Below are 12,489 nucleotides of genomic sequence, written 5' to 3'. Positions count from 1 at the left end.
CATGCGCGCCCTCGCCCGTGAGGTACCCGGAACGGCCCGATCGTCGTTCCCAGCCCCGCGAAAATAACCGGTGCGCACCGCAGAAGCGGACAATCCGGGCCGGGGGCTCCCGAAGACCACCCTACCGATCATCCCGCTCCGCCCGGCCATGGCCGCTCCGTGGGTCCTCTCACAGATGGGTCAGACCTGCAGCAGGAAGCGGTCGAGCACCCGCGCGCCGAACTCCAGACCGCTGATCGGCACCCGCTCGTCCACGGCGTGCGCCATCGCTCGGTGGTCGTAGCCGTCCCCGTCCGGGGCAGGCCCCAGCGGGGCGAATCCGTAGCACGGGATCCCGAGCGCGGAGAACGCCTTCGCGTCGGTGCCCCCGCCTAGGCAGTACGGCACGACAACGGCGTGCGGATCGCCCGCCCGCAGCGCATCGGCCATCGCCGCGAACCACGGCGAGTCGAACGGCGCCTGCACCGGATCGGCCTGCACGACGACCTCGTGCCGCACCCGTGGACCGAGGAGCTCGCGCAGCACCGCGATCACCTCGTCCAACCCGCCGGGCAGCACCCGCGTGTCCACCATCGCCGTGGCCACCGGCGGGATCACGTTCACGGCGCCGCCCGCGGCCAGCGCCGTGGGCGTCATCGTGTGACGCACCACCCCGGCCGCCAGCCGGCCCGCATGGCCCAGCCGCGCGATCGTCGCGTCCACGCCGGCGTCGGAATCCAGCTCCGCGGGCACGCCCACGGCCTCCGCCGTGCGCAGGAGGTACTCGCAGACGGTCGGCGTGAGCCGCACCGGGAACCGGTGCGCTGCCACCCGGGCGAGCGCCTCGACCAGCGCGACGACGGCGTTGTCCGGGTTCGGCCGCGAGCCGTGCCCGCCCCGCCCGGTGGCGGTCAGCCGCAGGTGCAGGGTGCCCCGCTCGGCCGTGCCGACGGGGTAGAACCGCACCCCGCCCGCCGGATGCGGGAACCCACCTCCCTCACCGATGGCGGCAGCGCACCCGTCGAACAGTCCCCGGTGCTGCGCCACCAGCCACTCGGCGCCGTAGGCGCCCCCGGTCTCCTCGTCCGCGACGAACGCGACCACCACGTCCCGGCGGGGACGCACGCCGCGAGCCGGCCACGAGCGCAGCACCGCCAGCACGCTGGCGCAGGCGTCCTTCATGTCCACCGCGCCGCGGCCCCACACGTAGCCGTCCCGCACCGCCCCCGAGAACGGCGGCACCGTCCAGCCGGCCGGGTCGGCGGGCACGACGTCGAGGTGCCCGTGCACCAGCAGCGCGCCGAGCCCGGGATCGCGACCGGCCACGCGCGCCACGACGCTCGTGCGCCGCGGGGCCGATTCGAGCAGCGCCGGCTCGAGCCCGGCCTCGTCGGCGAGCACCCTGGCGACGAGCTCGGCCGCCTCCCGCTCGCCGACCGCGTCGCCGCGGGACCGGTTCGTCGTGTCGATGCGCACCAGCGCGGAGCACAGGTCGGCAACGCCGTGCGCCGGATCGACCACCTGCATGATCACCCAGGCTAGCTGTCCGTAACCCATTGACGCCAGGGCGTGACGATGATTGGTTCGGCCCACCGCAACGGCGCATCTTCGGGGGGAAGCCATGCGAAGGGTCTCGTTCGGAACATGCGCGGGAGCCGCGCTGCTCGCGGCCACGATCGCCGCCGGCGGGCCGGGTGTGGCGCACGCCCAGCCACCGCCGGGCGGCACCACGCTGCGGGTCGCACTCACGCAGGACATCGACTCGCTCAACCCGTTCGTCGCGGTGTTCCTGTCCTCCACGCAGGTCATGCGCCTCACCTACGAGAACCTCACCATGGTGGGGCCGGACAACGCGGTGCAGCCCGGGCTCGCGGAGAGCTGGGAGTCCTCGCCGGACGGCCTCACCTGGACGTTCCGGATCCGTGATGCGCAGTGGTCGGACGGAACGCCGATCACCGCACGGGACGTGGCGTTCACCTACACCCAGCTCATGACCAACCCGGCGGCGCAGGACGCGAACGGCTCTGCCGTCACCAACTTCGCCGCGGTCACCGCCATCGACGACCGCACCGTGGCGATCACCACGAAGCAGCCGCAGGCCTCGATCCTCGCCACCGACATCCCGATCGTGCCCGAGCACGTCTGGTCCTCGCGGGTGGCGCAGATCGGCACCGCCACCGGTGCCGAGGAGCTCCCGGTGGTGGGCAGCGGGCCGTACATCGTCACCGGTCACCAGGAGGGGCAGTCGGTCACGCTCAGCGCCAACAACCGCTTCTGGCGCGGCCGCCCGCTGCTCGACTCGCTCCAGTTCGTCCGCTACGAGAACGTCGACGCCGCGGTGCAAGGCCTGCTCAAGGGCGACGTCGACCTGGTGCGCGACCTGACCCCCGCCCAGTTCGACTCGCTGGATGGCAACCCCGCGATCGGCCGCAACGAGGGCCGCAACCGGCGCTACACGGAGCTGCTGCTCAACTGGTCGCACCCGAGCGGCGTGGACGGGCAGCCCTTCGGCGACGGCCACCCGGCCCTGCGCGACGTGCGGGTGCGCAAGGCGTTGCACCACGCCGTCGACGCCGGTGCGGTCGTGGAGCGGGTCAAGCAGGGCTATTCGGAACCGGGGTACGGGATCATCCCGCCGGTCTACCCGGACTGGACGTTCACGCCGTCCGATGGCCAGCGCCGCGGCCACGACCCGGCGCGGGCGAGAGCCCTGCTCGACGAGGCGGGCTACCGCCCCGGCCCGGACGGCGTGCGCACCGGCCCGGACGGCAGGCCGCTCACCCTCCGGCTGATCGCCGGGAACCAGGTGCCCACCAACCCGCAGCTGCTCGAGTTCCTCGCCGGCTGGTTCACCGCGATCGGGGTGGGCGTCACCCCGCAGATCATGTCGTCCAACCAGGTCGACGACGCCACGGTCGCAGGCAACTTCGACATCGCGGTGAGCGGCTGGAGCGTCAACCCCGACCCGGACGCCACGCTCGGCCAGCAGACCTGCGCCGCCAACGGGACGTCGGAGAGCGACTCCGGCTACTGCAACCCCGCATACGACCAGCTCCACGCCACGCAGCAGGCCGCGATCGACGAGACCGAGCGGCGCGAGATCGTGCGGCGGATGCAGTCGATGCTCTACGACGACGTGCACGCGATCGTGCTGACCCACGACGCGATGCTGGAGGCGTACCGCGCCGACCGGTTCACCGGCTTCGTCACCCAGCCGGAGGACGGCGGGGTCATCACCGGCCAGACCGGCTACTGGGGCTACTACGGCGCCAGGCCGGTGGCCGCCGACCAGGCCGCAGCGGGCTCCGGTGGTGGCGCCGCCGGCGTCGTGGCCGGGGTGCTCGCGGCGGTGGTCGTGCTCGGCGGCGGGGCGTTCCTCGTAGCCCGCAACCGGCGGCGCAGCCGCGACGAGCGCGAATGACACATGAGCGATCGATTCCTGGTCGTGAGCACCGGTGAGGCCGGGCCATGAGTGAGCTGCCCACGACGGCGGTGACCGCCGACCTCGCCGAGCCATCCCGCCGGGGCCGCGGCACCGCGGCGTTCGTGCTGCGGACGCTCGGCGGCGGGCTGGTGAGCGTCGGGCTGATCGTCGTCCTCGGGTTCTTCCTGTTCCGCGTGCTGCCCGGCGACCCGGTCCGCACGATGACGCGGGACCGGCCGGGCAACCCCGAGCAGCTCGCCCGGCTACGTGCCGAGTTCGGGCTGGACCGGCCGCTGCCCGCGCAGTTCGTCGACTACCTGGCCGACATGGCCCGCGGCGACCTCGGCACGTCCTACGTCTACAGCAGGCCGGTCACCGAGATCATCCTCGGCAGGCTCGGGCCGACCGTGCTGCTCACCGGCACCGCACTCGTGGTCTCGGTGGCGCTCGGGCTGTGGCTGGGCAGCCGGGCCGCGTGGCGGCACGGGAGCGTGTTCGACCGGGTGGCCACCGGCACGGCGCTCGTGCTGTGGTCGGTGCCCACGTTCTGGCTGGGGCTGATCGCGCTCATGGTGTTCGCGGTGGGCCTCGACCTGTTCCCCACCGGCGGCATGACCTCGCCCGGCGGGGTCGACGGGTTCGTGCCCGCCGTGCTGGACGTCGCCCACCACCTCGTGCTGCCGTGCCTGACGATGGTGGCGGTCGTCTACGCCCAGTACCTCATGGTCATGCGCTCCTCGCTGCTGGAAGAGATGGCCGCCGACTACCTCACCACCGCCCGCGCCAAGGGCCTGCGCGAGGACCTCGTGCGGCGCCGGCACGCGGTGCCCAACGCGCTGCTGCCCACGATCACGATCATCTTCCTGCACGTCGGGCTCGTGGTGGCGGGCGCGGTCACGGTCGAGACGGTGTTCTCGTGGCCGGGCCTCGGCCTGCTGACCTACCAGGCTCTCGCGGTGCCGGACATCCCGCTGCTGCAGGGCACGCTGATCACGCTGTCGGTGGCCGTCGTGCTCATGAACGTCCTCGCCGACCTCGGCTACCGGCTGGTCGACCCGCGGGTGCGGGCGTCGTGACCGCCGCGATCGCCTGGCGGCGCCGCCGCCTCGCCGCCGGCCGGTTCGCGCGCGCCTACCTGGCCCAGCCGCCCGGCGTGGTGGGCGCCGCGGTGCTGCTGCTGGTGCTGCTCGTGGCGCTCGCCGCGCCGCTGGTGGTGCCGCCGGAGCACCTCTCGGTCGTCGACGCGACCGGCGGGGTGCTCGTACCGCCGAGCGCGGAGTTTCCGCTGGGCACCGACGAGAACGGGCTGTCGGTGCTGGCGCTCACGCTCACCGGCACGCGGATCTCGCTGCTGGTCGGGGTGGCCGCCACTGTGCTGTCGGTGGTGATCGGCACGGTGGTCGGGATGGTTGCGGCGCACTTCGGCGGCTGGCTGTCGGCGGTGCTGCTGCGGCTCACCGACTTCTTCCTGGTGCTGCCGTCGCTGGTGCTCGCGATCGTGCTGTCCACCGTGCTGGAACGCGGCGTCCTGACGATCATCGTGGCGATCGGCGTGACGGCCTGGCCGTCCACGGCGCGGCTGGTGCGCGCCCAGACGCTGACCATCGAGGCGCGACCGTTCATCGAGCGGGCGCAGGTGCTCGGCGGCGGGCACCTGCACGTGCTGGGAAGGCACGTGCTCCCCGCGGTGCTCCCGCTCGTGCTGGCGAGCACCACCCTGGCCGTCGGCAGCGCGATCGTCGCCGAGTCGACGCTGTCGTTCCTCGGCCTCGGCGACCCGACCACGGTGTCCTGGGGCGGGATGCTGAAGTCCGCGCTCGACTCCGGCGCCATCACCGCGGGCGCGTGGTGGTACCTGCTGCCGCCTGGGCTCGCGATCGTGGTCGTCGTGCTGGGCTTCACGCTGGTCGGCCGGGCACTCGAGATCGTCGTCAACCCGACGCTTCAGGCCCGCCGATGACCCCGCTGCTGGAGTACCGCGACTTCACTGTCTCCTACCGCACCGTCCGCGGCGTCGAGGCCGCCGTACGCGGGGTCTCGCTCGCCCTGGACGCGGGCGAGACGCTGGGGCTGGCAGGCGAGTCGGGCTGCGGCAAGTCCACCCTCGCGCTCGCCGCGCTGCGACTGCTGCCCCGCACGGCCCAGATCGGGGGCCAGGTACTCGTGCACGGCACGGACGTGGGAGCGCTGTCCTGGGGCCGCCTGCGCGCGCTGCGGTGGGCCGGCGCCGCGATCGTGTTCCAGGGCGCCATGCACTCGCTCAACCCGGTGCAGCGGATCGCCACGCAGATCGCCGAGCCGATCCGGCTGCACGAGCCGGACGCAACCGGGGTCGAGAAGCGCGTGGCGGACCTGCTCGACCAGGTGGAGCTGCCGGCCGCTCGGGCGTCCGCGTACCCGCACGAGCTGTCCGGCGGCCAGCGGCAGCGGGTCATGATCGCGATGGCGCTCGCGTGCGCGCCCGACCTGGTGATCGCCGACGAACCGACGACGGCGCTGGACGTCGTCGTGCAGAAGCAGGTGCTCGACCGGCTGGGCGCGCTGGTCACCGAGCGGGGTATCGGGCTGGTGCTGATCAGCCACGACCTGTCGGTGCTGGCCGCGACGTGCGGGCGGGTCGCCGTCATGCAGGACGGCCTCGTGGTCGAGGCAGGGCCCTCGGCGCGGCTGCTGCGCCGCCCGACCCACCCACACGCGCGGGCCCTCGCCGCGGCCTTCCCGACCGTCGGCGACCCGACGTCGCGGAAGGTGGAACCGGGCCCGCCGGACGTCGGTCCCGCGCTGGCCGCGGACCGGCTCACCGTCGACTTCCCGCTGCGCGGGGGCGGCAGCCTGCGCGCGGTGGACGGCGTGTCGCTCGAGCTGCGGCCCAGGGAGATCGTCGCGCTCGTCGGGCAGTCGGGGTCGGGTAAGACCACGCTGGCCCGGTGCCTGCTCGGCCTGCAGCAGGCCACGGCAGGCGAGGTGCGCTACGACGGGCGGCCGCTGCCCCGCTCCAGCCGCGACCTGCGCGAGTACCGCCGGCACGTGCAGCTGGTCCTGCAGGACCCGACCGGCGCGCTGAACCCGCGACACAGCGTGCACGAGGCGGTGGCCGAGGGCCTCCGGGTCCACCGGCTGCCCGGTGACGAGCGTGAGCTCGTGGACGGAGCGCTAGAGCAGGCGGAGCTGCGGCCGCCCGACAGGTTCCGCCACGCGCTGCCGGGCGAGCTGTCCGGCGGGCAGCGGCAGCGGGTGGTGATCGCGGGGGCGCTCGCGCTGCGGCCGCGGTTCCTCGTGGCCGACGAGCCGGTGGCCTCGCTGGACGCCTCGGTGCGCGGGGAGATCCTCGCGCTGCTGCTCCGGCTGCGCTCGGACCCGGGTCTGGGCGCACTGGTGATCACCCACGACCTCGGGCTGGCGTGGACGATCGCTGACCGGGTGGTGGTGCTGCACCAGGGACGGGTCGTCGAGTCCGGACCCACCGAGCAGGTGCTGCTCGCACCCGATCACGAGTACACGAAGCTGCTGCTCTCGGCCCTCCCGGCAAGCCCGGTCCATCGACGATGATCACCAATTGGGTGCGCGGTCGACCGAATACGGCCGGCCTCGCGCCGAGTCGGTGATCCTGCGCGTGCGCAGCCTCACAGCCGCTTCCTGGAACGATCCAGAAGGCCCAGACGCTGTACTGGGCGGAACCCGCAACCAACCCTCGACGGAGGACGGCATGACCACGACGCGCTTCTCCAGCGCCGTCCGCCGGGCCCTGCGTGCCCTCGACACGTGGACCCTGGACGTGTTCAACCCGCGCTACCCGACACCGCGCGACTGAGCGCAGCCGCCGGGGCGGGGCGCTACTTGCGCTCCCCCGGCGGGATCAGCGGCCGCATCCGCACCCACAGCACGAACAGGGCCGCGACCACGATCATTCCGAGGCCGGACCACAGGTTGATGTCGATCCCGCCCGCTTTCGCGAGCTGGGCCTCGTCCTCGAAGAACAGGCCCATGACGGTCAGGATGATCCCGTAGACGCCGAACAGCACGGCGATGACGGTGCGCAGGTCGAACAGCTGCGACGCGGCGCTCTCCGAGATCGCGTGGTGTGTCTCCTCGTGTTCGGTCACGATGCTCCCCTCCGCGTCACGCGAAGATCAGGTACAGGACGAGCGTGAGCGCGAGCACGATCGCGCCCATCACCACCGGCGACTGCCACCACGCGCCCTCCTCCTCGTGCATCGCGGTGGGCACCTCCTCGATCGCGGCGTGGCGGCGCGGCGCCTCACCGGGCGCGCCGACTCCGGCCGGGACCTCGCCTGCCGCCGAAGGCGCCACGCGAACCTTGCCGCGGCCCTCGCGGGGGGTGAGCGCCCACACCAGCCCGACGAGCTCGGAGTCCGGCTTGGACGTGGTGAACATCGTGACGATGGCGGCGACCCCGATGCCGACGACGAACGCCGCGCTCGCTCCGATGAACGACCCCGCCTGCGACGACACCGCGATCACGCCGACTCGCACCAGCGCGTCGACGATCACCGCCGCGAGCGTGCCGGAGATCAGCCCGGTCCAACCCGCCGTCCCGGTCATCCGCTTCCAGAACAGCCCCAGGATGAAGATCGCGAACAGCGGAGCGTTGAAGAAGCTGAACAGCGCCTGGATGTAGTCCATCAGGTTCTCGAAGGTGCTGGCGATGAACGCCGTGCCGATCGCCAGCACGCAGCCGACCACCGTGACAGTGCGCCCGATCCGCAGGTAGTAGTCGTCTGGCCGGCCCGGTCGGATCCAGTCCTGCCAGAGGTCGTACGTGAACACCGTGTTGAGCGAGCTGACGTTGGCCGCCATGCCTGCCATGAACGAAGCCAGTAGCCCGGCCAACGCAACGCCGAGGATCCCGTTGGGCAGCACCTCGTTCATCAGCAGCGACAGCGCGTTGTTGTAGGTGACGTCGGTGGCGCCGCCCTGCTTGAGCGTGGTCAGCTGCGGCACCAGCACTCCCGCGATCATCCCGGGGATCACGATGACGAGCGGGATCAGCGCCTTCGGGAACGCCGCGATGATCGGCGTGCGGCGGGCGGCCGACATGTTGCGTGCCGAGAGCGCGCGCTGCACCTCGGCGAAGTTGGTGGTCCAGTAGCCGAACGAGAGCACGAACCCGAGCCCGAAGACGATGCCGATCACCGAGAGGACCGGGTTGGCGATCTCGGTGAGCGAGGTGCCCGGCCACGACGACACCTGCTCCGGCCCCGGCGGCAGACCGACGACCTGTGCCTGCAGCCCGTCCCACCCACCGACCCTGGCCAGTCCAGCGACCGTGAGCGGGATCAGGAGGGCCAGGATGACGAAGAACTGCAGGACCTCGTTGTAGATCGCCGCGTTCAACCCACCGAGGAAGGTGTAACTCAGCACGACGAGTGCGGCCACCGGGATCGCGAGCGCAATCGACCAGCCCAACAGCGCCTCGAGGACCAGGCCGAGCGCGTACAGGTTCACGCCCGCGATGAGCACCGACGCCAAGGCGAACGTGATGCCGTTGACCCGCTGCGTCGTCGCGTTGAACCGCATGAGCAGGAACTCGGGGACGCTGCGCGCCTTGCTGCCGTAGTAGAACGGCATCATCACGATCCCGAGGAAGACCATCGCCGGGATCGCGCCGATCCAGTAGTAGTGGAACGTCGCCACGCCGTACTGGGCGCCGTTGGCCATCATGCCGATCAGCTCGATCGCACCCAGGTTCGCGGCGATGAACGCCAGGCCGGTGACCCACGCCGGCAGTGCCCGCCCGGACAGCAGGAAGTCGAGGCTGGACGCGATCGACCGCCGGGCGAGCACGCCGATGCCCAGCACGAGCACGAAGTAGAAGACGACGAACACGTAGTCGATCCATATCGTGTCCAGTCGCAGGTCCGTCTGCGCAAGCATCACAGTTTCAGCCGCCACCACGGTCCCCTCTCTCGCCCGGCCGCCACGCTCTGCGGATGATTCGCCGCTCTACGCGATCCCGCCACCCGGAGCGCCGCCACGTCCGGGGTATCACTCGCCACAGATGAACACTTGCCTCCGTACGCGCGTCATGCCACCGTCTCGACGGCGTCCGACGCGAGCGGGGGAATTCGATGACGCGCGCGGTCGAACGCGTGGTGGAGGCGCCCCCGGGCCGGCCGCTGCGCCCCCGCCGCGGGCGCGCCGACGCGTGGCCGCTGGTGCTCCCGGCGCTGCTGCCCGTTGCGCTGTTCAGCGTTTACCCGCTGGCACAGGGCCTGTACCTGGGTTTCACCGACGCCAGGGCCGGCCGGGGCGTCGTCACGCGGTTCACCGGGTTCGACAACTTCGCGCGACTGCTGTCCGACGAGCTCTTCTGGTCCTCGTTCCGGATCGGGATCGTGTGGGCGTTCTCGGTCACGGTGCTGCAGTTCGTGGCAGGGCTCGGCCTCGCACTCCTCCTGGACCAGGACCTGCGCCTGCGGTGGCTCGCCCGCACCCTCGCGCTCGTGCCGTGGGCGATGCCGCCGGTGATCATCGCAATCATGTGGCGGCTGCTGCTCAACCCCAACCACGGCGCGCTGCCGGGCGGGGTGAACTGGCTGGGCGAGTTCTCGACGGCGCTGCCCGCAGTGATCGTCATCGGCGTGTGGGCGGGCATGCCGCAGACCACGATCACCCTGCTCGCAGGGCTCCAGACGATCGACGGCTCGCTCCGCGAGGCCGCCGCGGTGGACGGCGCGGGCGCGTGGCGGCGGTTCTGGCACATCACGCTGCCCGGGCTGCGCCCCGTGATCGTCGCCATCACGACGCTCGACCTCATCTGGAATCTCAACTCGTTCGCGCTGGTCTACGTGCTCACCGCGGGCGGGCCCGGCGGGCAGACGATGCTGCCGATGCTGTTCGCCTACAACGCGGCGTTCCGCTACGGCGAGTTCGGCTACGCATCGGCGATGGGCGGCGTGCTCGTGGTGCTCGTCGTCGGGTTCCTGCTGGTCTACCTGCGCGGTCAGCTGCGGAGGGCCCCGTGAAGCGGCCGCTTCAGTATCTCGCGCTGGCCTGCTACGTGGCCTTCCTCGGGTTCCCGCTGCTCTGGCTGCTGGGCACGGCGATGAAGGGTCCCGACGAGCTGACCACCGGCGGGGTCGTGCCGCTCTCCCCCACGTTCGAGAACTTCGGCGACGCGGTGGGGCGCGCCGACCTGATCACGGCCGCGACGAACAGCCTCGTCGTCGCGCTCGGCACGACGGCGCTCGTGCTCGTGCTCGCACTGCCCTCGGCGTACGCGCTCGCCCGGTACCGCACGCGCTTGAAGATCGCGGCCAACGCGTGGGTGCTGGTCAGCCAGGTGTTCCCGGTGATCCTCGTCGCGCTGCCGCTCTTCCTCATCCTGCGCCAGTTCCGGCTGGTCGACAGCCTCGTCGGGCTGACGCTCGTGCATGCGGTCTACGCGCTGCCGTTCGCGCTGTGGATGCTGCAGGGCTACATCGCCGCGATCCCGCGCGACGTCGAGGAGGCGGGCGTCGTCGACGGGGCGGGCCGGCTGCGGGTGCTGGTGAGCATCGTGGCACCGCTGCTCGCCCCTGGCCTGGTGGCCACCGCGATGTTCACCATGATCTCCTCGTGGAACGAGTTCTTCTTCGCGCTCGTCCTGATCCAGGACCCGGCCAAGGTGACGCTGCCGCTCACGCTCGCCCGGTTCGTCGGAGCCGAGGGCCAGGTGCAGCTCGGGGCGCTCGCCGCGGGCGCGCTGCTGGCCACCGTGCCGAGCCTGCTGTTCTTCGCCGCGATCCAGCGGAGGCTGACCTCCGGCCTGCTCTCCGGCGCCGTCAAGGGATAGGAGCATCGATGCACCTGCGGAGGCTGGGTCTCGCCGCGGCGGCGGTCCTGCTCGCCGGCTGCGCCACCGCGCCCGTCGGGCCCGACGTCGACGAGAGCGCAGGACCGATCACGCTGCGGTTCCAGAGCCTCGCGTTCCAGGAGCCCAGCGTCGCCGCCACCGAGCGCATCGTGGCCGCGTGGAACGCCGAGCACCCCGACGTGCAGGTGCAGCTCGCCCAGGGCTCGTGGGACGCCGTGCACGACCAGCTCGTCACCCAGTTCCAGGGCGGCACGGCCCCGGACGTCATCCACGACGAGTCGGCCGACATCGCGGGCTTCGCCCGCCAGGGCTACCTCGCCGACCTCGGCCCGCACCTGTCCGAGGACACGAGGTCGGGCGTGCCGCAGGGGGTGTGGGAAGCGGTCACGGTGGACGGGACGGTGGTCGCGGCCCCGACGCTGCTGCAGTCCTACGTCGTGTTCGCGAACACGACCGTGCTCGAGCAGGCGGGCGTGACCATCCCGACGAGCCCGACCTGGACGTGGGACGAGCTCGCCGACGCCGCCCGCCGCACCACCACACCGGACCGCCCCGGCCTCGGCTGGGGCATGCGGCAGCCGACCGCCACCGTCATGAGCCTGGGGCTGGGCTTCGGGGGCACGTTCTTCACCGGCGGCGGGGACGCGGCAACCCTGCAGGTCGGCGACGCCGAGCTGCAGGTACCGCGGCGGATCCACGACATGGCCTACGCCGACCGCTCGCTGGACCCGACCTCACTCACGCAGAGCGGCTCGGACGTGATCACGGCGTTCCTCGCCGGGCGGTACGCCATGGTCGTCGCCGGCAGCTACGTGGCACAGCAGCTCGCCGAGGCCGCTCCGCCCGGCTTCGCGTGGCGGGTGCTGCCCGCGCTCGCGGGCACCTCACCGAACCAGGCCGCGAACCCGCAGACCCTCTCGGTGCCCGCCGACAGCCCGCACGTGGAGCAGGCCGCCGAGTTCATCGAGTTCGTGATGCGCGCGGAGAACCTGGCCGCGCTGGCGCAGGGCGAGTGGTTGATCCCCGCCTCCGAGCCCGCCCGCAACGCGGTGCACGCCGCCACCGGCGGCCGAGACGGGTGGGAGGCCACCCTCGACGGCGCGCAGTACCTCACGACCGCCCCGTTCCAAGGCGTGGCCGACTACCCGCAGTGGAAGGACCAGATCGCCACCCCCGCCCTTCAGCGCTACCTGGGCAACCAGACCGACCTGCCGACCCTGCAACGGGAGCTGACGGAGGGCTGGGCTCAGGTCGCCGGAGGCTGACTTCA

At 72.2% G+C, this 12,489-nt stretch carries 10 protein-coding genes; 7 read left to right on the top strand and 3 right to left on the bottom strand.

Annotation, left to right across the window (positions count from 1 at the left end; translation table 11 throughout):
• Nucleotides 1-180 precede the first annotated feature (180 nt).
• Nucleotides 181-1,506, bottom strand: coding sequence for a M20/M25/M40 family metallo-hydrolase (locus K1T35_RS09055; RefSeq protein WP_220259715.1), 1,326 nt, complete (start codon nt 1,504-1,506; stop codon nt 181-183).
• Nucleotides 1,507-1,600: 94 nt separating this feature from the next.
• Here K1T35_RS09055 and K1T35_RS09050 point away from each other — a divergent pair, with 94 nt between their 5' ends.
• Genes K1T35_RS09050 through nikE form a run of 4 tightly spaced genes read left to right on the top strand, consistent with a single transcriptional unit; the run spans nt 1,601 to nt 6,952 of the window.
• A complete protein-coding gene (locus K1T35_RS09050; RefSeq protein WP_220259714.1) occupies nt 1,601-3,400 on the top strand; it encodes an ABC transporter substrate-binding protein in 1,800 nt (599 codons plus the stop codon).
• 47 nt (nt 3,401-3,447) lie between these two features.
• On the top strand, nt 3,448-4,479 hold the full coding sequence (locus tag K1T35_RS09045; RefSeq protein WP_220259713.1) for an ABC transporter permease: 1,032 nt from the start codon (nt 3,448-3,450) through the stop codon (nt 4,477-4,479).
• Nucleotides 4,476-5,363 (top strand): ABC transporter permease, encoded by an 888-nt coding sequence (locus K1T35_RS09040; RefSeq protein WP_220259712.1) that lies wholly within the window; start codon nt 4,476-4,478, stop codon nt 5,361-5,363. The genes K1T35_RS09045 and K1T35_RS09040 overlap by 4 nt, the downstream gene beginning before the upstream one ends.
• Nucleotides 5,360-6,952: an ABC transporter ATP-binding protein gene (nikE, locus tag K1T35_RS09035; protein ID WP_220259711.1), complete on the top strand. Its 1,593-nt coding sequence runs from the start codon at nt 5,360-5,362 to the stop codon at nt 6,950-6,952. Before K1T35_RS09040 ends, nikE begins: the two co-directional genes overlap by 4 nt.
• Nucleotides 6,953-7,236: 284 nt before the next feature.
• On the opposite strand, the gene K1T35_RS09030 is transcribed toward nikE, so the two are convergent.
• Together K1T35_RS09030 and K1T35_RS09025 are read right to left on the bottom strand one after the other, a co-directional pair.
• Complete coding sequence (locus tag K1T35_RS09030; protein ID WP_255621721.1) at nt 7,237-7,506, bottom strand: hypothetical protein; 270 nt, start codon at nt 7,504-7,506, stop codon at nt 7,237-7,239.
• 16 nt (nt 7,507-7,522) lie between these two features.
• Nucleotides 7,523-9,298 (bottom strand): sodium:solute symporter family protein, encoded by a 1,776-nt coding sequence (locus K1T35_RS09025; RefSeq protein WP_220259710.1) that lies wholly within the window; start codon nt 9,296-9,298, stop codon nt 7,523-7,525.
• A 194-nt stretch (nt 9,299-9,492) separates the two neighbouring features.
• Between K1T35_RS09025 and K1T35_RS09020 the strand changes: the two genes are divergently transcribed.
• Genes K1T35_RS09020 through K1T35_RS09010 form a run of 3 tightly spaced genes read left to right on the top strand, consistent with a single transcriptional unit; the run spans nt 9,493 to nt 12,484 of the window.
• On the top strand, nt 9,493-10,389 hold the full coding sequence (locus K1T35_RS09020) for a carbohydrate ABC transporter permease (RefSeq protein WP_220259709.1): 897 nt from the start codon (nt 9,493-9,495) through the stop codon (nt 10,387-10,389).
• Nucleotides 10,386-11,198 carry a carbohydrate ABC transporter permease gene (locus tag K1T35_RS09015; RefSeq protein WP_255621720.1) on the top strand — a complete coding sequence of 271 codons (813 nt, stop codon included), beginning with the start codon at nt 10,386-10,388 and terminating at the stop codon, nt 11,196-11,198. The genes K1T35_RS09020 and K1T35_RS09015 overlap by 4 nt, the downstream gene beginning before the upstream one ends.
• Nucleotides 11,199-11,206: 8 nt before the next feature.
• Nucleotides 11,207-12,484: an ABC transporter substrate-binding protein gene (locus K1T35_RS09010; protein ID WP_220259708.1), complete on the top strand. Its 1,278-nt coding sequence runs from the start codon at nt 11,207-11,209 to the stop codon at nt 12,482-12,484.
• The last annotated feature ends 5 nt before the right edge of the window (nt 12,485-12,489 follow it).

It is taken from the genome of Pseudonocardia sp. DSM 110487 (assembly GCF_019468565.1).
Classification (GTDB): Bacteria; Actinomycetota; Actinomycetes; order Mycobacteriales; family Pseudonocardiaceae; genus Pseudonocardia.
Note: the sequence above shows the minus strand (reverse complement) of the source record. Positions and strands in the feature narration are given on the sequence as shown.

Excerpts from the sequence above, each read along its gene's own strand:
- K1T35_RS09020 (WP_220259709.1), top strand. The coding sequence starts at position 9,493 with ATGACGCGCGCGGTCGAACGCGTGGTGGAGGCGCCCCCGGGCCGGCCG.
- K1T35_RS09025 (WP_220259710.1), bottom strand. The coding sequence starts at position 9,298 with ATGCTTGCGCAGACGGACCTGCGACTGGACACGATATGGATCGACTAC.
- K1T35_RS09010 (WP_220259708.1), top strand. The coding sequence starts at position 11,207 with ATGCACCTGCGGAGGCTGGGTCTCGCCGCGGCGGCGGTCCTGCTCGCC.
- nikE (WP_220259711.1), top strand. The coding sequence starts at position 5,360 with ATGACCCCGCTGCTGGAGTACCGCGACTTCACTGTCTCCTACCGCACC.
- K1T35_RS09050 (WP_220259714.1), top strand. The coding sequence starts at position 1,601 with ATGCGAAGGGTCTCGTTCGGAACATGCGCGGGAGCCGCGCTGCTCGCG.
- K1T35_RS09055 (WP_220259715.1), bottom strand. The coding sequence starts at position 1,506 with ATGCAGGTGGTCGATCCGGCGCACGGCGTTGCCGACCTGTGCTCCGCG.
- K1T35_RS09045 (WP_220259713.1), top strand. The coding sequence starts at position 3,448 with ATGAGTGAGCTGCCCACGACGGCGGTGACCGCCGACCTCGCCGAGCCA.